At 38.3% G+C, this 20,688-nt stretch carries 25 protein-coding genes; 16 read left to right on the forward strand and 9 right to left on the reverse strand.

Translation table 11 applies throughout. The features are described 5' to 3' along the window. Positions 1–92: 92 nt before the first annotated feature. From CIL03_RS13040 to wecB, 8 genes are all read left to right on the forward strand, one after another. Positions 93–1,091 (forward strand): LacI family DNA-binding transcriptional regulator, encoded by a 999-nt coding sequence (locus CIL03_RS13040; RefSeq protein WP_094886461.1) that lies wholly within the window; start codon positions 93–95, stop codon positions 1,089–1,091. Then, complete coding sequence (rbsK, locus tag CIL03_RS13045) at positions 1,084–2,010, forward strand: ribokinase (RefSeq protein ID WP_094886309.1); 927 nt, start codon at positions 1,084–1,086, stop codon at positions 2,008–2,010. Before CIL03_RS13040 ends, rbsK begins: the two co-directional genes overlap by 8 nt. Beyond that, positions 2,007–3,005, forward strand: a complete 999-nt coding sequence (locus CIL03_RS13050; RefSeq protein ID WP_094886310.1) for a TRAP transporter substrate-binding protein — start codon at positions 2,007–2,009, stop codon at positions 3,003–3,005. Before rbsK ends, CIL03_RS13050 begins: the two co-directional genes overlap by 4 nt. 46 nt (positions 3,006–3,051) lie before the next feature. Then, complete coding sequence (locus CIL03_RS13055) at positions 3,052–3,537, forward strand: TRAP transporter small permease (RefSeq protein WP_094886311.1); 486 nt, start codon at positions 3,052–3,054, stop codon at positions 3,535–3,537. Between the two features lie 32 nt (positions 3,538–3,569). Continuing rightward, the gene (locus tag CIL03_RS13060) at positions 3,570–4,844 is read left to right on the forward strand and encodes a TRAP transporter large permease (RefSeq protein ID WP_094886312.1); all 1,275 of its coding nucleotides are present in this window, start codon (positions 3,570–3,572) and stop codon (positions 4,842–4,844) included. Positions 4,845–4,874: 30 nt separating this feature from the next. Then, the gene (rpiB, locus tag CIL03_RS13065) at positions 4,875–5,324 is read left to right on the forward strand and encodes a ribose 5-phosphate isomerase B (RefSeq protein ID WP_094886313.1); all 450 of its coding nucleotides are present in this window, start codon (positions 4,875–4,877) and stop codon (positions 5,322–5,324) included. Between the two features lie 494 nt (positions 5,325–5,818). Then, positions 5,819–5,956, forward strand: coding sequence for a hypothetical protein (locus CIL03_RS19860; RefSeq protein ID WP_165767959.1), 138 nt, complete (start codon positions 5,819–5,821; stop codon positions 5,954–5,956). Positions 5,957–6,257: 301 nt separating this feature from the next. Next, entirely contained in the window at positions 6,258–7,355 is a 1,098-nt protein-coding gene (wecB, locus tag CIL03_RS13070) for a non-hydrolyzing UDP-N-acetylglucosamine 2-epimerase (RefSeq protein ID WP_094886314.1), read from the forward strand. Between the two features lie 223 nt (positions 7,356–7,578). Here wecB and CIL03_RS13075 read toward each other — a convergent pair whose 3' ends face one another. Further along, on the reverse strand, positions 7,579–8,493 hold the full coding sequence (locus CIL03_RS13075) for a ketopantoate reductase family protein (protein WP_094886315.1): 915 nt from the start codon (positions 8,491–8,493) through the stop codon (positions 7,579–7,581). A 556-nt stretch (positions 8,494–9,049) separates the two neighbouring features. Here CIL03_RS13075 and CIL03_RS13080 point away from each other — a divergent pair. From CIL03_RS13080 to CIL03_RS13105, 7 genes are all read left to right on the forward strand, one after another. Beyond that, a complete protein-coding gene (locus CIL03_RS13080; protein WP_094886316.1) occupies positions 9,050–9,541 on the forward strand; it encodes a sigma-70 RNA polymerase sigma factor region 4 domain-containing protein in 492 nt (163 codons plus the stop codon). A 220-nt stretch (positions 9,542–9,761) separates the two neighbouring features. Next, on the forward strand, positions 9,762–10,679 hold the full coding sequence (locus tag CIL03_RS13085) for an LCP family glycopolymer transferase (RefSeq protein WP_240508076.1): 918 nt from the start codon (positions 9,762–9,764) through the stop codon (positions 10,677–10,679). A gap of 129 nt (positions 10,680–10,808) precedes the next feature. Next, the gene (locus tag CIL03_RS13090; protein WP_094886318.1) at positions 10,809–11,075 is read left to right on the forward strand and encodes a type II toxin-antitoxin system prevent-host-death family antitoxin; all 267 of its coding nucleotides are present in this window, start codon (positions 10,809–10,811) and stop codon (positions 11,073–11,075) included. Then, complete coding sequence (locus CIL03_RS19630) at positions 11,062–11,238, forward strand: type II toxin-antitoxin system RelE/ParE family toxin (RefSeq protein ID WP_108721253.1); 177 nt, start codon at positions 11,062–11,064, stop codon at positions 11,236–11,238. Before CIL03_RS13090 ends, CIL03_RS19630 begins: the two co-directional genes overlap by 14 nt. A 173-nt stretch (positions 11,239–11,411) precedes the next feature. Next, positions 11,412–11,618, forward strand: coding sequence for a hypothetical protein (locus tag CIL03_RS13095; protein ID WP_094886319.1), 207 nt, complete (start codon positions 11,412–11,414; stop codon positions 11,616–11,618). 223 nt (positions 11,619–11,841) lie between these two features. Continuing rightward, positions 11,842–12,219, forward strand: coding sequence for a VanZ family protein (locus CIL03_RS13100; RefSeq protein ID WP_094886320.1), 378 nt, complete (start codon positions 11,842–11,844; stop codon positions 12,217–12,219). A 130-nt stretch (positions 12,220–12,349) separates the two neighbouring features. After that, on the forward strand, positions 12,350–12,952 hold the full coding sequence (locus tag CIL03_RS13105; protein ID WP_094886321.1) for a Uma2 family endonuclease: 603 nt from the start codon (positions 12,350–12,352) through the stop codon (positions 12,950–12,952). Positions 12,953–13,028: 76 nt separating this feature from the next. Here CIL03_RS13105 and CIL03_RS13110 read toward each other — a convergent pair whose 3' ends face one another. Beyond that, complete coding sequence (locus CIL03_RS13110) at positions 13,029–13,481, reverse strand: hemerythrin domain-containing protein (RefSeq protein ID WP_094886322.1); 453 nt, start codon at positions 13,479–13,481, stop codon at positions 13,029–13,031. Between the two features lie 143 nt (positions 13,482–13,624). On the opposite strand from CIL03_RS13110, the gene CIL03_RS13115 reads away from it, so the two are divergent. Continuing rightward, complete coding sequence (locus tag CIL03_RS13115) at positions 13,625–14,980, forward strand: hypothetical protein (RefSeq protein ID WP_094886323.1); 1,356 nt, start codon at positions 13,625–13,627, stop codon at positions 14,978–14,980. A gap of 236 nt (positions 14,981–15,216) precedes the next feature. On the opposite strand, the gene CIL03_RS13120 is transcribed toward CIL03_RS13115, so the two are convergent. The 7 genes from CIL03_RS13120 to CIL03_RS13150 form a co-directional block, all read right to left on the reverse strand. Further along, entirely contained in the window at positions 15,217–15,843 is a 627-nt protein-coding gene (locus tag CIL03_RS13120) for a metal-dependent hydrolase (RefSeq protein WP_094886324.1), read from the reverse strand. Positions 15,844–16,216: 373 nt separating this feature from the next. Beyond that, positions 16,217–16,345 carry a hypothetical protein gene (locus tag CIL03_RS20265; RefSeq protein ID WP_276282950.1) on the reverse strand — a complete coding sequence of 43 codons (129 nt, stop codon included), beginning with the start codon at positions 16,343–16,345 and terminating at the stop codon, positions 16,217–16,219. A gap of 520 nt (positions 16,346–16,865) precedes the next feature. Further along, the gene (locus CIL03_RS13130) at positions 16,866–17,186 is read right to left on the reverse strand and encodes a cupin domain-containing protein (RefSeq protein WP_094886326.1); all 321 of its coding nucleotides are present in this window, start codon (positions 17,184–17,186) and stop codon (positions 16,866–16,868) included. 53 nt (positions 17,187–17,239) lie between these two features. After that, entirely contained in the window at positions 17,240–17,740 is a 501-nt protein-coding gene (locus CIL03_RS13135; protein WP_094886327.1) for a DoxX family protein, read from the reverse strand. Between the two features lie 277 nt (positions 17,741–18,017). Beyond that, positions 18,018–19,523 (reverse strand): nitrate/nitrite transporter, encoded by a 1,506-nt coding sequence (locus CIL03_RS13140; protein ID WP_094886328.1) that lies wholly within the window; start codon positions 19,521–19,523, stop codon positions 18,018–18,020. 203 nt (positions 19,524–19,726) lie between these two features. Next, on the reverse strand, positions 19,727–20,203 hold the full coding sequence (locus tag CIL03_RS13145; RefSeq protein WP_094886329.1) for a hypothetical protein: 477 nt from the start codon (positions 20,201–20,203) through the stop codon (positions 19,727–19,729). A 148-nt stretch (positions 20,204–20,351) separates the two neighbouring features. Continuing rightward, complete coding sequence (locus CIL03_RS13150; protein WP_094886330.1) at positions 20,352–20,597, reverse strand: hypothetical protein; 246 nt, start codon at positions 20,595–20,597, stop codon at positions 20,352–20,354. Positions 20,598–20,688 lie beyond the last annotated feature (91 nt).

Raw genomic sequence — 20,688 nt, forward strand, 5'->3', positions numbered from 1 at the left:
AAAATACAAGAAAACATGTAACCGGTTACAGAAAAGGAGGTATATTTTTTTAATTCAATATGGTACCGGTTACACAAAGAGGTATAAAGAAAATGGCAAATATTAGGGATGTAGCAAAAAAGGCAGGAGTGTCTGTAGCAACTGTATCTAGAGTGGTCAATAAAAACGGCTATGTAAAAAAAAGTACTCTGGAAAAGGTAAATAAAGCAATATCAGAATTGAATTACTCACCCAATGCAATTGCTGTCAGTCTCAATAATAAGAAGACAAAAACTTTGGGGCTTATTTTACCAGATATAACAAATCCGTTTTTCCCAGAGCTAGCTAAGGCCGTAGAAGAAGTTGCAAATCAGAATGGTTATACAATGATCTTATGTAATTCAAATGGTCTATTGGAAAAGGAAATGGAGCATATTGAAATGCTCGAAAGAAAGTATGCAGACGGGATTATTTTAGCATCTGACAGCTACACAGAAGAGAGATTAAAGGGTACTGATCTTCCGATGGTCCTACTGGACAGAGGAGTTAACCCTAATCATTCGAGTATTACAGCAAATAATTTCAGTGGTGCTGTGATGGCGACAAAGCACTTATTAAAACAGGGCTGTAAAAAAATTGCCCATATCGCGGGACCTAAAAATGTGCTGACGGCTGTTGATCGTTTGAAAGGCTATCAATCAGTCGTAAGGGATAGTAACTGGTATGATGGTGATCTTATTATCCACGCAAACTACAATACTAAAGAAGCAATCACAGCAACGAAGAAACTTCTGGAGATGGATTCCAGTATTGATGGGATATTTGCTTCCAATGATTTAATAGCCATAGGGTGTTTAAAAGCAATCCGTTCAATAGGATGGAAAGTGCCTGACGATATTGCTGTAATAGGTTTTGATGGAATAAGCTTAACAGATTTGATAATTCCGCAGCTGAGTACAATCAAACAGCCAGTTTACGAAATGGGGGAAGCAGCAACAAAATTACTAATTAATGAAATTGAAGTTGGCAAAAAAGAATCCCTCTTTAAGGAATTTGACGTAACATTAATTCATCGAGAATCCACCGATAAAAGGGGGGAGATAAATGAATAAACCAAAAGTAACAGTGATTGGCAGTGCAAACATCGATTTGGTGACTCAAACGAATTCATTTCCTAAACTAGGTGAAACCTTATTAGGAAAAGATTTCCAGCACTTCCCCGGCGGAAAAGGAGCGAATCAGGCAGTGGCTGCTGCCAGGTTAGGAGGAGACGTCACTTTTATTGGATGTGTCGGTGATGACGACTATGGAAAGCAGATTAAAGAGAACTTACAAATTGAAAATGTGAATGTTGAGCACATATTTACCAGTGAAATTGTTGAATCTGGGATTGCTAATATTGTTGTGGCAGAAAAGGACAATGCAATTATAGTAATCCCAGGTGCTAATCATGAGTTAAATCCAGAATATGTACATTCTCTGGCAGATGTAATATTGGCTTCAGATGTAATTGTATTACAATTAGAGATTCCAATAGAAACAGTGAAGGCTGCTGTAAGTGTTGCACATAAAGGCAATGTACCAATCGTTCTGAATCCGGCACCTGCTCTCCCGCTTCCTGAAGAACTGCTTCAGCAGATAACGTACATAACACCAAATGAAACGGAAATCAAAGTTCTAACCGATGAAGAAGATATCGACCGGTCAATTGAACAGTTATTTGCAATAGGTTCAAAAAACGTCATCTTAACACGTGGTCACAAGGGGGTTGCTTACGGTAGTTCTGAGAACCAATCTGTGCGACACTATGAGGCCTGCAGAGTTGAAGTTACAGATACAACCGGAGCAGGAGACACATTTAACGCAGCTTTTGCTGTATCAATTGCTGAAGGGAAAAATATATCTGAAGCAATAAATTATGCTAACGCAGCGGCGGGTTTATCTATAACAAAATTAGGTGCCCAGACAGGCATGCCTACTTTTAAAGAAGTAAAGGAATTTAATTTTAAGAATGTGGAGGAGAAAAAATGAGAAAAAAATTTCTATTATTTATTAGTTTACTAGTTATGGTTGCGGTCATTTCGGCTTGTGGTTCAGATTCTGCAGATTCAGATGGTTCAGGCAGCTCAGATCCTGTGGAAATCAAATATTCTTTGGACCAGCCGGCGAGTCATATTTGGGTAGAAGCAGTAAATCACTTCTCAGAATTAGTTGATGAAAAGACAGATGGAAGTGTTGTAATAGACGTTCATGACTCGGCTTCACTGGGGACGCAAAGGGAAGCTCTTGAGGGAATGAAGAATGGAACGATGGGTGGAACAGTAAGTCTTGAACCGGTATCAGGCTGGGTTGAGGAAATTGGTATTTTTGGTATTCCTTATTTATTTGAAGATGAAAACCATTTAGGAGACTTTTTAGCAAGTGAGCATGGAGAAGAATTAGATAATCTAATGATCGAGGAAGGTTTCAGGCCATTAACTTACTTCATGAGAGCACCAAGACAGATTTCGAGTAATAGTCCGATAACTTCTGTAGATGATTTAGAAGGTGTAAATATCAGAGTTCCAGAATCACCAACAGCCCCACCGGCATTTGAAGCAATGGGAGCAAGAGTTGTAACCTTGCCAATCTCTGAAGTGTATTCTGCATTGCAGCAAAATGTTATTGATGCACAGGAAAATCCGCTGACACAAATTTATTCCGACAAATTCTATGAAGTACAGGATTATATTACTCTATCCAATCACCAGTTCCAGGCCGCGTATATGCTAGTAAGTGAAGATATCTGGAGTGAATTGAGTGATGAACAGAAGGAAGCAGTTCAAGAGGCTGCAAAAGAAACACAAGAGTTTGAGAGTGAGCTGCATAAAAAGGAACTGGATGAAGCGATGACTGGTTTAGAAGAAGCCGGTACTGAAATTAGTGAGGTAGACACTTCTGAATTTGCAGAAAAGGCTTCTGAGGCATATTCCGGTTATGATGATTTGATGCAGGAGTGGATTGAGAAAGTTAACAGCGTAAAATAAGTAGGGAGGGGCCTGTCCCCTTCCTTTCAAAAAGGGAGGGCAAACTATGAAAGGGAAAATCAGCCTTATGAAAGTTCTCGAGGCACTAGCTTTTATCATAGTTATTGCTTTAGTCAGTATTATGTTTGTTCAAGTATTTGCTAGACAATTTTTAGACAGGATTCCTGTGTGGAGCGGGGAGGAAGTGGCAACCCTGTTACTTATTTGGTTAACAAATATTGGAGCAGCTATTGCTGCAGGTAACGATTCCCACCTCAGTATGGATTATTTTTTCGACTTATTTCCGGAAAGACTGCAGAACATTTTTAAAGTAGTTGTATATGGAATTGTATGTGTCTTTCTAATTTTTATAGCGGTTATTAGTATTGATCTTGCATGGAGTGGAAGATTTTCCTTTTCTGCCAGGTTGGATATTTCAATGTTCTGGTATCAAAGTAGTATTTTTGTAGGAATGACAATTATGTTTTATTATTATACAAAATTATTTATTCGTTCCTTCCAGAATTTAAGGAAATTAAAGAAATCGGTATAGTCATTTTCTAAAATAAAGGAGGGAAGAATATTATGGCATTATTGGTTATGATAATCAGTTTTGTAGTTCTATTGATTTTAAGGTTTCCAATATTTATCGTTATAGGTTTATCTTCGTTGCTATATATTTTATTGAACGACATTCCTTCAGTACTGGTGGCTCAGAGAATAACAACCCAATTAACTTCATTCTCTTTACTGGCCATCCCATTTTATTTATTGCTGGCTGCAATATTGAACTCTGGAAGTGCAACAAGACGACTTATTTCATTCGTCGTTTCTATTGTGGGTTTTGTCCGTGGAGGACTGGGTGTGGCGAATATTGGGATTAGTATGTTATTTGCCGGTATCTCAGGAACAGCGGTTGCTGATACAGCTGGGCTGGGTAAAACGTTAATACCAGCAATGAAAAAAGAAGGGTACCCTGGACCATATGCAGCAGCTGTCACAGGTGCATCTTCTACAGTTGGACCAATTATTCCTCCCAGTATAAATATTATTATTGCAGGGGTAACTGCTGGTTTATCAGTATATGAACTGTTTCTTGCAGGAGTTTTACCAGGTATTCTGATGGGCGTGGCGATGATGATCACTGCATATGTTATTGCAGTACGCCGGAAATTTCCAAAATCAAATAGACTTGAGCTTCAAAAAGTATGGACAACTTTTAAGGATTGTATCTGGGAGCTAATCGTAATTGCTTTTGTGTTATTTGGTATACTAAGTGGATTGTTTACCCCTACAGAAGCTGGTGCTATGGGTGTCTTTGCGGCACTTGTACTAGGGTTTGTTATTCGCAGGGATGTTAAATTTAAAGATCTTTATAATTCATGTATTGAAACAGCAGTTTTTACTGGTACGGTACTAGTTATTGTTGGGTTTGCTGCAACGTATGGATGGATTATCGCTAACGAAAGAATTCCACAACTGGTTTCAGAGTCAATATTGATGATTACGGTTATTCCGATTATTGCTATACTACTGGTAAATTTAGTATTATTCATGGTCGGAGCTGTAATGGAAACAATTGCAGCAATTGTTATTGTTCTGCCTACAGTTTTAACCTTGGGGGAGATGCTGGGGGTTGATCCAATTCAATTAACAATGATAGTTGTTATTAATCTGACACTTGGATTACTAACTCCACCAATCGGGGTTGTACTATTTATTGTAACCTCAATCAGTAAGGAAAAGATAGGTGAGGTTATTAAAGAAGTCATGCCGTTTTTTGTGGCAAATGTACTGGTGCTATTACTTGTAGTTCTATTCCCTAAGTTAACCTTATGGCTGCCAGAACTGCTTAGATAATTATATTAAAGTTTGGAAGGAGAATTATTTATGAAAATTTCAATTGGATCTGATCATGCAGGTTTTCCATTGAAAAAGCCAATAGTAGATTTCTTGAAAGAACAGGGGCACGAGGTGACTGATTTTGGCTCATACGATCCGGAACCGGTAGATTTTCCGGTAATCACAAAAAAAGTATGCCAATCTGTCGCTGATAATGATTCAGACAGGGGGATAATGGTTTGTGGAACGGGGGTAGGAGCCAGCATTGCTGCGAATAAAGTACCTGGAATCCGTGCTGCAGTTGGACATGATATTTACAGTGCCCATCAGTGTGTTGAACACGATAATGTGAATGTAATGGCAATTGGTGCACAAATTGTTGGTGATAAGCTGGCGATGGAATTGGTTGAAAAATTCCTACAGGCGGAATTCAGCACAAGTGAAGAATTTAGAAGACGTGTAAAAATGCTGGAAGAAATGGATGCAGGAAATATGTAACAAAGAAGTTACAGAGGAGTGACTTAGTTACTTGTGAATTCCCAGAATTTGATGAACCTTTTGTAAAACTGAATTGGAAGGGGGTCAGTTACCCTCCAGTTCGGTTTTTTAATTTAATGCATATTAGTTAGTATTTAACAACATTCGAGGGCAGCTCTCAGTCTGGTTAAAGTGAGAAAATGAGGGGATCCTGAAATAATATCTCAATAGGATTTTTGATTTTTTACCTGTTGTTCACTATTCAAGAACATGATACATAAATAATTTTTTAACAAAACTCTATAATTACTTGAGTGTGGCAGTCATTTACTAATAGGCATGCTATAAGTTTTCGTCAAAATTTATTATTTGCTCCCATGTCTTATTCTTTAAACCGAACTTATAATGAAATTGCAGGGAAAATCAAACTATTATGAGGAAATTAGGATAACAGATTAGGATGAATTAATGAGCGAGTTTAAAAAAACCGAGAACATGGCTGGGAAGTGGCGACTGTGGAAAGTGGATGCGATGAACGAATCGATCGGATTACCGAATATCGGAATGAAATATGGGATGTTCATTATGAAATAAAAGAAAAAGAAACGGACGAGGCGAGGGAGTATATTCAGCAGAAAACAATAATTAAATGAGAGGGGGACAAGGAGGCAGGCACCTTGTCCTTTTTGATTGCTTCATTAACAATAACCGCAGCGTCTAATGGACAGTTGACAAGGTGCCTGTCCCTATCAAGTATTTGGTAAACGTTTTAATAAAAATAGTAGCCTGCCAATTCTTAATACAAACATTCAAGATTAATTTAAAGTAAAGTATTTTAAAGCTTGCAGATTTTGTTGTTTGAAGTCGAATGGTTCATGTATAATGGTAGCTATGAAAACAGATGGGTTTTATATAGGATAGGCATTTTAAAATTAGATAAGGATGATTAATATAATGAAGAAAAAAATAATGGTTGTTTTCGGTACCCGACCTGAAGCAATAAAGATGTGCCCCTTAGTAAAAGAACTTGAAACACGGGAAAAGTTAGAAACAGTTGTTACTGTTACAGGACAGCATAGAGAGATGCTGACACAGGTCTTAGATGCTTTTGATGTTGTCCCGGACTATAATTTATCAATTATGAAAGACAAACAGACATTGTTTGATGTAACCATAAATATATTAGATAAAATGAAGGAAGTTCTTGAAGAGGTTAAGCCAGATGTAGTTTTAGTGCATGGTGATACATCAACAACATTTGTAACTTCGCTGGCTTGTTTTTATCTGCAAATTCCAGTTGGACATGTGGAGGCAGGATTAAGAACATACAATATCTATTCACCATACCCTGAAGAGTTCAATCGCCAAGCGGTAGGAATCGTTGCGAAATACAATTTTGCCCCAACTGAAATGTCCAAAGAGAATCTTTTAAAAGAAGGAAAAGCTTCCTCCAGTATACATGTAACTGGTAATACCGCTATAGATGCGCTTAATACGACAATTAAGAATGATTATTCTCACGAGCAAATTGAATGGGCGTCAGACAGCAGGCTTATCATGATAACTGCTCATCGAAGAGAAAATCTTGGTGAGCCAATGCGAAATATGTTCAAGGCAATCAAAAGGATTGTTGACGAATACACGGATATAAAGGCGGTTTATCCTATTCACATGAACCCGGCTGTTCGGGAAGCCGCGAATGAAATACTGGGAAATAATGATAGAGTGAGAATCATCGAACCATTGGAAGTCCTGGATTTCCATAATTTCCTTTCTAAATCTTACTTAATACTGACTGATAGCGGCGGCATCCAGGAAGAAGCTCCAAGCTTAGGGAAGCCTGTGCTGGTTATGCGTGATACCACAGAGCGCCCAGAAGGAGAAGCTGCAGGAACACTGAAATTAGTGGGGACAGATGAAGAGAATATATATAATAATTTTAAATTACTGCTTGATGATAAAGATGCATACAGAAAAATGAGTAAGGCAAGCAATCCGTATGGAGATGGGTTTGCTAGTAAGCGGATTGCGGATGTATTGGAGCAGGATTAGCATCTGCTAAGTCATTGTAAAATCTTGGGCGTCTTTCATTTTGCGGGGCTACAGTATAATAATTTTTATATAATATTTTTGGGATGATATAGTAAAGACCACAAACTGCTAATCTATTTACTTTTAGCAATTTGTGGTTTTTCTGTTTTTATAATTGTTTATATAGAAGAAATTGTCGTTGTCGTACAACTCCATGCAATATCCGGTTTACAAGTGTTCTCGCCTAAAACCCCCGCTCGATCTCACTAATTCTAAGGTAAAGCTGATCATTCACAGGTGTCCCAACCCCATGCTTCTTGCCAAGTTCAACCACAGTACCTGCGAATAAATCCAATTCGCTCTTTCGTTTTGCTTCCATATCCTGGCGCATGGATGGCTTGCCACGCGGACTTAGCGTATCTACAATATCCAGCCAATACTGCAGATCCTCTTCGGTTAAATCAATACCTTCATATTTGGACAGAGTCATTACTTCGCGCATAGCTGAAATCATCATTTCCCGAGCTTTTCCATCCTTTTGAATCTCACCATAGTCACTCTCAAATACGGCAACTGTCTGATTTACCCCGACATTCAGCATAAATTTTCCCCACTGTCTTCTGATCATGTTTGCATCCAGTTCGAAAGGCATTTCTACCTCTTTGAAGAAATCTGCGAGCTGTTCCACCTTTGGCGTATCAATCCCTTCTTTTTCACCAAAGCAGAGGATTCCAAAATTGTCATAGGTTTGCTGGTTCTTTTCCTTCACCGCATCCATCCCCTGTGCAACACAATACAAAAGCTTATCGAATCCATAATATGCACCGATTTCACCTTCACTGGAAATACCATTTAATGTGGATAAAAAGATAGTGTTATCGCCAACATGGTTTTCTGCCCCCTTGATCGCATTATCCAAACCGCTGTATTTCACCGCAAAAATAATCAAATCCGCTGGTTCCACGGATTCATCTGGGGTCACATACTGAAAATCACAAAGCTCTCCGTTACAGTATATTCCCTCACTTCTGTATTTCTCTATACGACCCTTGTCTGCAATAATTCGCAGATTCTCTTTTGGTATTTTTTTGGATAAATGATGTCCGTACAGAATCCCCAAAGCACCAAGTCCAATGATTGAAACATTTTTGATTTCCATGTGTGAATCCTCCTCAGCTTCTGAAAAATTAGGTAAACTCTTTAATTGCGCTGCTATGATGCTTATTTTATATAATTATATCATTATTTGGTGATTTTATATTTGCTTGTGGAATCTTTGGTGATTTCTATTGCAAAGTGTTCTCTATGACAAAAATATTCATATGGTTATAAAGTGTTCACAAATTTGACAAAATTAAACAAACTATTATTGGAAAAATTTAGTAAAATGTAATTAGTATGAAAATACTATAAATTTAAAAAGGAGTGTATTAGTGGTTCATAAGTAGTTTGCAGAGGATACATAATTGTTTATTAATTGATCAAATAACTCCCAATAACCTGCTATTTTATCAACCTGTACCGGGAATAACTTGTTCATCTGAATTGTTACCTTTATTCAGAATGAGGGTTATTTTTTTGATACATTAAAAGAACAAGTGTTTCTAAAAAGGAAGGAGATTCAAGTATGAAAAAAACGTTGACTACACTTAAAAGATACTATTTGCGATTATAAGAGAACAAAGGGTATTAAATAAGCTACGGGGGTATGTGACATGAATAAAGAGTTAGAGTTTAGCTATGAAGAAATTTTCGAACAAAATGTGAGAAGGACACATTATTATATTTGTAAATTAAACATGGAGGATCCACATCGGGGATTCTATCAGATTGATTTTTATAGGCTGTGGAATGCGTACAGGACATATCGGCTTGATAAAGGCATTTTATCTACTTATTTCAATTATACGATCCGTAAAAATTTGCTCAGAGATAATATGAAGAATCAACATTATGCAGCTATTGTTAACAGAGAAATGGAAGCGCTTAAAATGCATATTAAGCGAATAGATAACCCATTTTTGCGAAAGCTTATTCAAGCCGAATTGACTGAAATTCAGTGGAAATGGCTGGATTATTGCTTGAGAGAGAAAATGCCGGTAAAGAAAATCGCCGAGCTGGAGAACGTCTCAATTGGTACCGTGGAACAATGGGAAAGTCAGGTTAGGGGGAAATTGGGAGAAAAGATATTCCGGCAACTGTTTTAAGATTTAAAAGTATAAAAGGAGAAAACGTCTTTTCAGGGGGAGAAGGCGTTTTTTGATGCTCGGGATTATTTCTATCTTAACCAGGCTTCTTGAATGCAAAGAAATATAATTTTTTACATTACCTAAAATACCTTTTAAATCTCTAAAACTAGTAGTAAGATAGTAACAGGAAAATCTGTCATAAAAAGAATTATTTTAAAGGGATATGGAGAGAGTGAAGATGGTAAGCAGAAAAGAACGAAAAAAGTCAAAAAAATTATGGATTAAGATCCCGCTGGTAATTATACTTGTACTACTGCTGGGTGGAGGTGGCTATGCCTATTCTATTTACAGTAATGCAAAAAATACAGTAAATGATAAAATGCATGACCCCGTTGAAGCGATTGATACCGAAGCTACGAAAGTTAAAATAAAAGATGTCGAGCCGCTGAATATTTTGCTGCTTGGTGTCGATGAGCGTGATAATGACAAAGGCCGTTCGGATGCAATGATGGTGCTGTCGCTGGATCCAAAAAATAAAGAAATGCAATTGGTCAGCATTCCCCGGGACACACGTACTGCAATTGCAGGAAAAGGCTTCGATGACAAGATTAATCATGCCTATGCTTTCGGCGGCAGCGACATGGCTGTCACAACTGTGGAAAACTTCCTGGCTATCAATCTCGATTATTACGTCCGCATGAACATGGAGGGACTCGAGGAACTTGTTGATCAGCTTGGGACAATTACCGTTTACAATGATATCACCTGGAATGACGGAAAATATGATTTTGGATTTGGACCGACGGAAATGGATGGTGATAAAACCATGCATTTTGTGCGCATGCGAAAACAGGACCCGGATGGGGACTTCGGCAGAACCAAACGCCAGAGACAAGTTATACAAGGAATTGTGAATAAAGGTGCATCTGTTGCATCGGTTCCAAAAATAAATGGTGTGATTGATGTACTTGGAAATAATATGGCCACAAATATGGACTTTGATGATATGAAACAGCTTTTATCTGACTACAGGGATACAACGAAAAAATTTGCTGATTATCAGATGAAAGGAACCGGCACAATGATTGATGGCATTTATTATTTGATGGTGTCAGATGAGGAAGTGGAGAAAGTAAGAGGGATGATTGATGGTTAAGGTATAATCAAAAGAGCAGCCAGCTTATTCGAAATTTGAATGAGCTGGTTTTTTGAAGATGTGAATCTTATTGTTTAATGGGCATAATGATGCTATAATTATGTTATAATAATGTGGAGGGATGATATTATGCCTGAAATTCGTCCTATAAAGGATTTAAGAAATACTACGGAAATCTCTGAGTTATGCCATCGAACTAATGAACCTGTTTTTATAACGAAAAATGGTTACGGAGATATGGTTGTTATGAGTATGGAAACTTATGAAAAGTCATTAGCAAAGTTAGAGTTGTACCAAAAATTAGCTGAGGCAGAAACACAAATTAAAAATGGGGAAGATCTTTTGGATGGGGAAATGGTGTTTGAAGATCTAAAGAAAAAACATGGTGGAAGATAAATACACACTCAAGTTTACACTGAAAGCATATGAAGACTTAGATGAGATTTATAACTATATCACTAATGATCTTTATAATCCAAGTGCAGCTGATAAACTTTTACAAAATATTGAGACAAATATTATTAGCTTGAAGAATTTCCCTTTTTGCAGAGGAACATAGTAAATTACAGGATGTGGCGATTGAGCTAAAGGAATCAGCATTCAAGACGAGTGAAGATGTATTAACTTCTTTTAAAGGTTCAGCCCTGAAGTATACAAAACAAAATATGGAAAACTATCAGCAGGAATACCTTTCTTGTTTTACTGACACGAAGAACAACCTTACAAGAAGAGTTGCGACTGGAAATTGAATCTGCAAAAGTCCAGTTGCATGAATTTGTTCGGGCAGAGAAATCGAAGCGGGTTCAGGAATTGCAAAAGTATGCAGATGGGTTGATTGAGAACTATGAGCTGGATAAAGAAGAGTGGCGAAATAAATTAATTGCTGAGCTGGATCGGATTTTGAAGGAAGTGAAAGTGGAGATGGAACCTGTGGAGTAGGGACAAGGTATTGACCTTGGCCTTTGCTGTTCGATATAGGAAACTCATGTTAAATTGGTTCACGTATCGGGTATGAAAGTTTTCTCTTCTATTTAGGGATTGTATGAAACGCCTAATCCCTTGTTCTGCAATGGATAATCCATTCTTAATTTGTCCATAATGTTATAAAAATTCGAAAGTCGTAACTGTTTTGATCTTTTTACTAATCATATGGATAATCATTATGTTTATAGGAACTTGTACAGAAGATGTTCATGCGCTGCTTAATAATGGCGATATAAGCTTTGTTTTTACTTTGAGTCCTGCCTGGGGAAATATGTTTATTGTTTATCCAATTGGCAGTATAAGTACATTTGAATTTGCAGGTCATTTTACCATGTTCTTTGTACTAACTTATTTACTAAAAGCTATTTTCATAAATAATGGATACATCATTGCAGCTGTAGTTACAATTGCGATGGCAACAGAAATAATGCAGGTGTTCTTTGGGAGGGGAGCCGAACTCTATGATCTGCTTGCTGATGTTTCCGGGGCTATCGTTGTACTTGGAACCGCCTATTGGATAGGTGTTTTTCGAAAAGTTGCATCTAATCAAAGGTAGTGTGCACATTTTTTCAGGAAAAAACCTAAATACCTAATAAGGTTATACCTTCCTAACTAATATTAAAGTTGTTGGAATATTTCTTGTTTGGGGATATAATAAGAGAAACAAGCAGTCTGGAGGTGAAATCATGAATGGGAGAAAAGACAGTACTGGTAAGAAACCGGCTCATGATCTAATTAAAGAAAGCAACCTCACCTATGATGATTATGCCACAATTGATGATGGAAACCGTTATGAATTAGCTGATGGCCAATTGGAGTTAATGAGCCCTGCGCCATCTGTAAGCCACCAGATAATCAGCTTTGAAATGCAAAAAAATATTGCGGGAAGCTGTGAATCAGACTACATTATTTTATCTGCACCTGTTGATGTAATACTGGCAGACAGTGAAGTTCGGCAGCCTGACCTTGTACTTATTCACCGCAAACGTATGGATATTTTAAGCAATCGCGGTGTAGTGGGTTCGCCAGATCTTGTTGTTGAGATTCTTTCTCCTTCTACATTAAAGCGCGATAAGATTGATAAACTCAAAGTCTATGCCCGTTTCGGTATTCCAGAATATTGGATTATTGAGCCGAAAGCAGGCATTCTTGAACAATATTCCCTCAGCAATGATCAATACGAGCCCATCAATGTTTTTCAAAAAGAAGAACAAATAACTTCTCCCAACATTCCATGCATTTCATTCACTATGACAGACATCATGGAACGTATCCCTAAGTTGGAATAGATTTCTGGAATGAGAGGCCGGGTACCTTGTCCTGCCCGGGGTTTCGGTGAAGAGAAGACCTGCCCCATTCTCCCTCCTACTCCAAATAAGGTGCAAGCTCAACAAGCATTTCCTCCGGCAATGCTTTTTCAATCATTGGAAAAACAACACGCTCTTCTTTTCGGATATGTGCCTCCAGCAGTATACCCAGCTTATGCATCTGAGCAAGGTTGACAGTATCCGTATTGAGAACTTCATCCATCCCGGCGCGTATTTTCACATGCTCCAGAAGCATTTCGGTGATCTCCGGCTGCTTTTCAATATCTGCAAATAGAGAATAGGCAGGTAAAAGAATTTCCTCTTCCTCCCGAAAATGCTCCTGTCCATCAGGATCCCAGAATTCCTTTGTATCCTGTTTAATTTCTTCAACGGACCAGCGGCTATCTTCCGTTCCAGCCCGCTTTAGCTTAAGTGCCACATGCAGCCCGATCATGTGATGACGTGATAATGGTTTAAGTGATTCATGGCGATTAATTCCCTTTTTTGCCATTGCAGCTCCTCCTTATGGTGTTTGATAACGTGATTTTTTAGTATATTGTAATTATAATATATATAAACCGGTGCTGCATCTTGAGTGGGACATGGGTGATAACTGATCCCTTGGCCCCGCATGTCCTGCGAGGAGGGAACAATATGAATCTCAAAACAAAAATCTCAAAGCTTACAAAAAGTGAATTGCTTGAATTGCTGGTTCAATTAGCAGAAACTGATGAAAATATTGAAACAATGCTGGAATATAAGCTTTCCACTAATACGGATGAAATCAAAGAAAGCAAAAAGCTGATCCGGCAATATATCAATCGATACAAAAGCAAAGGTTTCATCATGTGGAGGAATGTCGGCCCTTCCCTGCAGGGTGCTGAAATGGTACTTGAGAAAGGGCGAGGAAAGCTGGCTGCAGGTGAAGAGGAAATGGCCGTGCGCATGGGAATTGCTGTGCTTTCCATTGTGGTGGTTATGCTGCAATATGCCGATGACTCCGGAGGAGAGGTGGGGAACATTATTAACGAAAGTCTCACCCTTATCAGTGATGCAGCTTCTGAAGCAATTGAAACAGATGAGAAACGCCAGCAGGAAAAATTATTTCAGCATATTATGAAAGAATCTTCACATAAACGCTATGATGGCTGGAGCGAATGGCGGTATGATCTTTTGAGGATTGGTGCGATTTTTTCTATTCATACATCCATGAGAGAGAAGCTTGAAAAGCGTCTGGGCGAATTGCTTGAGGGTATTTCTGATAGCACCTGGTCAAAAACCTATGAAGTTAAAGAAATAAAGCTGCTGCAACTGGAAATTTTTGAAGTAAATCAGGAGTTAGAAAAGGCCAAGCAATTTATTTATAGTAATTTGCAATATCGTCCGTTCAGGGAGAAGGCAATTGAGATTGCGTTAAAGGATAAAAGTTTTGAAGCAGCTGTTGAACTTTGCAAGGAGGGGCAGGCACAGGATAAACAATACCCCGGGCTGGTAAGTCAATGGAAAAAGTATGAACTTCAGGCATATAAAGCGCTTGGGGATACCAAAAAGCAGCGGGGATTATTGCTGGAATTTGTGTATAGCAATGATTTTGAAGCTTATAATGAATTAAAGGAACTTTATGATCCGGAAGAATGGAAAGTGAAAGTGGAAGAAATCTTCAAGATATTTGAAGAAAAGGGTTTGAAAGGTATATATGCTGAAATAGCAAAAGATGAAAAGCGTCCGGATAAATTACTTCATCTTTGTAAAAAAGACATCTATCAAATCCAGCATTTGTATCCTTATCTTCTGAATAATTATGCGTTAGAAGCGGATGAACTTTTTAAGCAATTTATTCGGTATCAGGCTGAACCTGCCGGCGATAGAAAAAAATATCGCTCGGTGTGCCGGGTGATCAAAGAATATAAAGCTGCTTTTGGAGATTCGAAGTTTTTGGAATTGAAGGAGGAGCTAAAGGAAAAATATAAGCGCAGGCCTACATTTTTGGATGAATTGGATAAGGTATGATTGTGGGGATATAGGCGGGAGGAGAAAGTTGATATTAAGCAGAATTGCTCCCTATTCTTTACCGGTAAAAAATAAATAAAATGTACAATTGAAGAAAATATTTTTGCAGATGCATACACCCTGAAGTTAAAAATATGCTTTAAGCCTAAAGGTTGAGAGAAAAACTGTATTTACACGATTATCTCTCAACTTCTTTAGGAAACCCTCTCTCAACTCCAAATCTTCATCTTGAAAATTCACACTTCCTTCGACGAAACAGGAAGAAACAGCTTAATTCCCCGTTTATTAAAAGGCAAAAGCTTACTGTCTGTAACCAGATGGCTGATATATCCGATAAGGCACGTATAATAAATTCCATCCATTCCAAGCGATGTCTCAAGCTTTGAAGCAATATATCCGAAGAAAACAGCCCCGAGAATGGAGTGGGTGTAACTTCGATGTGAGACGATAGATGCAATTAAAATATAGATGCCAAACAGGATCAGCCAGCTTTCCTGAAGTGAAACCCCGCCTGCCAGGACCCCAATTCCTGTAAGTGTCAGCATATGTTTTTGCTTTAGCCTGGAAGCTATGATTATAATGCCGAGTCCAAGCCCTATGCCCAAAAGTCTTCTTGTATCTGTTCCCTCATAAAAACTATAAAAAATCATCAAAATACCGATGAACTGTGCGATTGTCCGAAGCATCTTATGAGATAACGTAATCTTTCCGCGAAGTTTTCCGTCAATATCGAGGTCGGGAACTAAAGCAGAAACGGCGCCAAGACCGACAAGAATTAATGTTGCAGAAGTGCTTGTTTGAATCGTGTTTGCGACAATGAATCCTGCCGCTCCTCCGACTGCTGCATGTGCTGTACCATTCATGAATGCTGCTCCTTTTTTTAAAAAATAATCCTCCAATAGTTTACTACAAAATATACGTTCTGTTTAGCGGGAAAGAAGCGTCGAAATACTAAAAATAAAAGGAGCACGAAACTTACTTCGCACTTCCTAGATAAACTCTTCTATTTTCTTCACAGCTTGCTCTGTATCTTCCGCCTGAATAATGACCCTTTTATCCGCTGTATATTGAGTGGATCCATATTCATACCGCGGGTCATAATAATATTTCAGCAAAAGTTCCAAAGGAGCGTGACAAGGGGTCAGGAACCTCGTCCTGTTTATATTTGAAAAGACTGATGCGTGAGATAATCCTAGAAAATAAAGGAGCAATTAATTCTGCTCCTTTTTATGCCTTCTATTTCTTTTTCATTTGCCTGAGATACCCCATCGATGAGGCATATGCCGCAGTTTTTGCAGGAATTCCCTTTTTAATTAAGCTTTCTGCAGTTTCTTCAATTTTTTCACCTGAACCTTTAATTTTCAAGGCAGCTCCTCCTTTCGCTGTTTATTATTTGCATGAAAAGAGAATATATTTGTCTGGAATACAGGAATAAAAAACCTGTCTTTATTATCTGCTTTTCTTATTTGTTTTTCGAAATGGGAAAAGTCGCGCGAGGCTCAGGTGAAGTCGCGCGAAGCCCCGGAAAAGTCGCGCGGTATTCTCATCTGCTTACATCTCGCGCGACTTACCATCGACCTCGCGCGATTTTCTTTTCTTGCATGTCGAACAAAACAAGCCGAAGTTGAGCGATACAGCCAGGGCTTTGTTCTTGAAGTTATACCCCATTATAAAATCCGCACATGCCATTGCAAATGCGGATTAGACTTTAGGGATATTTAGTTTCCCGGCGGGCGGTTCGTTCTATATTTATTTTCACTCTTCATTTCATTCAGTTCTTTCTTGCTTTTATTCTTCGTTTTTGTTTTATCCTTTGCCACAAAATAACCTCCTTTTTCATCAGTATGTGTTATTTTGCAAAAAAAATGTGAATAAATTGGTTTGATTATTCCTTTACCCTGCTCATAGTGACGTAGATTGATACTGGATTTTCACCAGTATTCCTGAAGGAAAGTTGTTCATCGCCAGCAACATGAACAACATCATTTTTTTCCACTTCTGCGTCATTGCCGTCAATTGTGAAAGTTCCGCTTCCTTTAGTAACATGCAAATACAATTCATATCCTGGATGGTTATGTGCGGGCATTTGCTGATTTGGCAGGAAATTCAGCATGAATAGGGTGCCGTTTTTCGTTTTAAAAACATCCACTTTGCTGAATCGATCTTCGTTGAATTCCATTGCTTCTTTAATTGAACGTTTTTCCATAATTGGATTCCTCCTCTGCATTGTTGTATGTATGTTCATCCTGCTATAATTATTTAAACAATAACAACCTTGTCTTCCTGTTTCTTATTGCTTTTAGTCATCATATTTTTCAAAAATGGCAATATCCATCTGTCCAGACCATATCTTCCTGCATTGCTTCCTGTGATGACCAAGAATACTGCAGCTATTGCCATTTGTGCATCGATCAAGCCTGAACCGCTGAACAAGAAGGATAAATTCATGGAGATTCCCATAAATGCAGCGAAATTTGTGAAGATGCCTAAAATCAGTGCAATCCCAACTAAGAATTCTCCCCACATTACCAGGAATGAAAATAATCCCTGGTTTGGCAATGCAACTGTCTCAAGAAACGCTGCCCACCAGCCAGGTACCGTGGAACTTTCCATTGCCATCTGGATAAATCCTCCAGCCTCAAAGCCGCCGCTGGTCATCTTGCCAAACCCAGCGCTAACCCAGCGATAGCCAATATATATTCGTAATAGAGCCAACATGCCTGCTATAAATCGATTGCTTCGTATAAAGTTCATAATCATTTTTCCCAGCTCCTTTTATTTCAATATAATTGTGTAATGATTCACAAAGATAGAAGCCGCTGTCGGTAAGTTATGTAAGCCAACTATCTTCGTTCCTCTTACTAATTAGAGCATATCACCTATATTTCTAACAAAAGTGATTATTATCACGTTTTCTAAATTTAGTAACAAAGATATGACAGAATTTTAAACATCTCTTGAAAAGCTGTGGCAATACAAAAAGACGATTCTCCAAAGCAATTGAAGAATCGTCTGATACTAAAATAAATTCTATCGTTTAGGGAGCAAAATTTGATTTTGAGATATCATTAAAAATTCCAACATACTGCTTAATCTCGCCTGCGTTGCTTTTTACAGCAGTAATGGTAATCCAGCCTGGATAAACATCACCATCTTTTCGTTTATTCCAAATTTCACCTTCCCAGTAACCATCTCGTTTAATACTGGCCCACATATTCTCATAGAAGGACTTGTCATGCTGGCCGGATTGCAGGAAATTCGGCTTTTGTCCAAGTGCTTCCTCTTTGGAATAGCCTGTAATTCGGGTGAATGATGGATTGACCTGTTGAATGTCCAGATTTTTGTTTGTCACCATAATTCCTTCAGCAGTACCTTCAATAATTTGTTTTTCCATACTGATCCGGTCCTGATAGTACATGAAAATTACGATGACAAAGCTTACAAGAGCAAATTCAGAAAGCAGCATGAATGCAATGGCATGATGCCCAGTGATGCTGCTTACTATGGTTAATAATAGCGGCGGGAAAAATCCCCCAAGACCACCCATAGCAGAAACAATCCCATTGACAATACCGGCCTGCCCGGAAAAGTATAATGGAACAAGTTTGAAAATCGTACCATTGGCAATTCCGACTGTAATTCCTACGGCAAGTGCTCCGACCGTGTACCACTGGATGCCAGGGGAAAATGACAGTAAAATACCGGAAAAGGTTACTCCAATGAAGACAAACATTAAAATAATGAATGGATTGAATTTATCAGCAAGCAGTCCTCCAATTGGACGAAGCAATGTTGCGATAGCGATGAAGATAGCAGTCCGGATCCCTGCGTCAACTGGATCCAGTCCGAAATTATCAACTAGAAAGCTTGGCAGGAACATCGTAAAGGCGACAAATGCACCAAATGTAGTGAAATAGAAAAGACTGAGAAACCATAATGTCGTATTTTTATAAACACCTTTAATCTGTTCGGCCATCGAACCTTTAGATTTTTCTTCTTTTCTGTCACCTAAAACAAAGATCAGTGCAGCAAATGCAAGCAGAAGAATAATAAATAACCGAACCGTACTCTCCCATCCAATGCTCTGGGCAATCATCGGCGCTGTAAACGTTGTAATGGCCGTACCAATATTACCAACACCATAAATTCCGTTAACAAATCCATGCTTCTCTTTCGGAAAGTACTTTGGGAGCGAGGTTACCCCGATCGAGAAGGTGGCACCACCTACCCCGAGTATCAATCCGCCAATAACCAGATCGATAAAAGAGTCGGCAATACTGATATAAAATACCGGAAATAAAAGAATAAGCGTACTTACTAAAAAAAGAAATCTTGAACCAAAGCGATCCGTATAAAATCCTATAGGAATTCGGAGCAGGGAACCTAAAATTACCGGAATAGCTGTAACCAAAGAAGCCTGTCCGCCTGTCAGGGCAATATCCTCTTCGATAAAAGGCATTAAGGAAGAGATTAAAACCCAGACCATAAATCCAACAAAAAGACTTGATGTTTGCAAAGACAATTGCAGGTTTGGTTTGTTCATACGTAAGTTTAATTCCTTTCTAAAATTGATGTTTTTTTACATATACCCTATTTTATATTCTTAATATCATAGTAAGGTGGGAAGGCTTACATTGCAACTGATATCAGGCTGATAAACAAAATAAAAAAGGTTTAAAGAGAATCGATTTTCTCTTTAAACTTTTCCGTCACCCTGATATAAAATGAATTATCTGATAAATCGTGTTACAAAATTACATGCAGCAATATGAGAAAAAACATCGTTAATCCAAGTCGTAAATGGGCAATTCGTTTTGTTCCGGATGGCTTTATTCGGCGCATCCAGCCGCTGATTACAACACCTGCAAGCACACTGCCTGCAAGGAGTCCGCTTATTATCTTTGGGTTCTCCAGGTGAATTCCAAAGCGGTTCAGTACAAAGCCGGCGTGAAATAATATGATAATTAAAGCAGTGGTGCCTGTCCAGCGATGAAACGGCATAGCCTTTTTGGAAAAATTCGCGTATTTAATCTTTATTCTGCGGTCAGTTGAATTGCGTATTGTTGAGAATACTGCATGGCGTGTCCAGTTAAATAATATGAAAAAAACCCCTGTAATTCCTAGTAGAATATGTATTTGTATCGTTGGGAACCCGTAGCCTGTCATGACTTTCCATAAGGAAGTAAGCAGGAGAAATAGATTGAAGAAGAACCACTTGTTCATAGGAGCCTCCATAATGTTAAGTTTTTCGGGTAAATTATATCACAAGGATATATATAGAGGCTGTGAGCTAGGACATTTCGGCTGAATCGTTTTAAATTTTTCCATACAAAAAGCACCATACTTGGGTGCTGGTAACTTAAACGTATTTTTATAATGCTCCGCAGTCCATCATTTCAACGACCTCATCGATAGAAAAACTTTCGCCATTTAAGATGTTTTGTTTCGTCTGTTCAAACCTTTGCTGTTTTTTTGTGCATGCTTCTTTTGGCAGTTTCTTCATCGATGCTTTGATCATGGAGACATTGTAGAGCTGGTTTTCCATTTCAAAAGTTGCATTATTTTCATCAATGATCTCTTTTATTAAACTGGCTTCATGTGCATTTAGCTTTTTCATTGGATGATGCCTCCAAACTGCTGTTTTCTGCATTATTACAGCTATACCTTATTTTTCGATTGTCTAAACATCAAATTATTCGATGATAGGT

The sequence above is a fragment of the Virgibacillus indicus genome (assembly GCF_002266285.1).
Lineage (GTDB): Bacteria > Bacillota > Bacilli > Bacillales > Amphibacillaceae > Virgibacillus_K > Virgibacillus_K indicus.

What these genes read in the sequence shown, in the direction of transcription:
- CIL03_RS13040 (WP_094886461.1), top strand. Translation starts at nt 93, where the DNA reads ATGGCAAATATTAGGGATGTAGCAAAAAAGGCAGGAGTGTCTGTAGCA.
- rbsK (WP_094886309.1), top strand. Translation starts at nt 1,084, where the DNA reads ATGAATAAACCAAAAGTAACAGTGATTGGCAGTGCAAACATCGATTTG.
- CIL03_RS13050 (WP_094886310.1), top strand. Translation starts at nt 2,007, where the DNA reads ATGAGAAAAAAATTTCTATTATTTATTAGTTTACTAGTTATGGTTGCG.
- CIL03_RS13055 (WP_094886311.1), top strand. Translation starts at nt 3,052, where the DNA reads ATGAAAGGGAAAATCAGCCTTATGAAAGTTCTCGAGGCACTAGCTTTT.
- CIL03_RS13060 (WP_094886312.1), top strand. Translation starts at nt 3,570, where the DNA reads ATGGCATTATTGGTTATGATAATCAGTTTTGTAGTTCTATTGATTTTA.
- rpiB (WP_094886313.1), top strand. Translation starts at nt 4,875, where the DNA reads ATGAAAATTTCAATTGGATCTGATCATGCAGGTTTTCCATTGAAAAAG.
- wecB (WP_094886314.1), top strand. Translation starts at nt 6,258, where the DNA reads ATGAAGAAAAAAATAATGGTTGTTTTCGGTACCCGACCTGAAGCAATA.
- CIL03_RS13075 (WP_094886315.1), bottom strand. Translation starts at nt 8,493, where the DNA reads ATGGAAATCAAAAATGTTTCAATCATTGGACTTGGTGCTTTGGGGATT.
- CIL03_RS13080 (WP_094886316.1), top strand. Translation starts at nt 9,050, where the DNA reads ATGAATAAAGAGTTAGAGTTTAGCTATGAAGAAATTTTCGAACAAAAT.
- CIL03_RS13085 (WP_240508076.1), top strand. Translation starts at nt 9,762, where the DNA reads ATGGTAAGCAGAAAAGAACGAAAAAAGTCAAAAAAATTATGGATTAAG.
- CIL03_RS13090 (WP_094886318.1), top strand. Translation starts at nt 10,809, where the DNA reads ATGCCTGAAATTCGTCCTATAAAGGATTTAAGAAATACTACGGAAATC.
- CIL03_RS19630 (WP_108721253.1), top strand. Translation starts at nt 11,062, where the DNA reads ATGGTGGAAGATAAATACACACTCAAGTTTACACTGAAAGCATATGAA.
- CIL03_RS13100 (WP_094886320.1), top strand. Translation starts at nt 11,842, where the DNA reads ATGTTTATAGGAACTTGTACAGAAGATGTTCATGCGCTGCTTAATAAT.
- CIL03_RS13105 (WP_094886321.1), top strand. Translation starts at nt 12,350, where the DNA reads ATGAATGGGAGAAAAGACAGTACTGGTAAGAAACCGGCTCATGATCTA.
- CIL03_RS13110 (WP_094886322.1), bottom strand. Translation starts at nt 13,481, where the DNA reads ATGGCAAAAAAGGGAATTAATCGCCATGAATCACTTAAACCATTATCA.
- CIL03_RS13115 (WP_094886323.1), top strand. Translation starts at nt 13,625, where the DNA reads ATGAATCTCAAAACAAAAATCTCAAAGCTTACAAAAAGTGAATTGCTT.
- CIL03_RS13120 (WP_094886324.1), bottom strand. Translation starts at nt 15,843, where the DNA reads ATGAATGGTACAGCACATGCAGCAGTCGGAGGAGCGGCAGGATTCATT.
- CIL03_RS13130 (WP_094886326.1), bottom strand. Translation starts at nt 17,186, where the DNA reads ATGGAAAAACGTTCAATTAAAGAAGCAATGGAATTCAACGAAGATCGA.
- CIL03_RS13135 (WP_094886327.1), bottom strand. Translation starts at nt 17,740, where the DNA reads ATGATTATGAACTTTATACGAAGCAATCGATTTATAGCAGGCATGTTG.
- CIL03_RS13140 (WP_094886328.1), bottom strand. Translation starts at nt 19,523, where the DNA reads ATGAACAAACCAAACCTGCAATTGTCTTTGCAAACATCAAGTCTTTTT.
- CIL03_RS13145 (WP_094886329.1), bottom strand. Translation starts at nt 20,203, where the DNA reads ATGAACAAGTGGTTCTTCTTCAATCTATTTCTCCTGCTTACTTCCTTA.
- CIL03_RS13150 (WP_094886330.1), bottom strand. Translation starts at nt 20,597, where the DNA reads ATGAAAAAGCTAAATGCACATGAAGCCAGTTTAATAAAAGAGATCATT.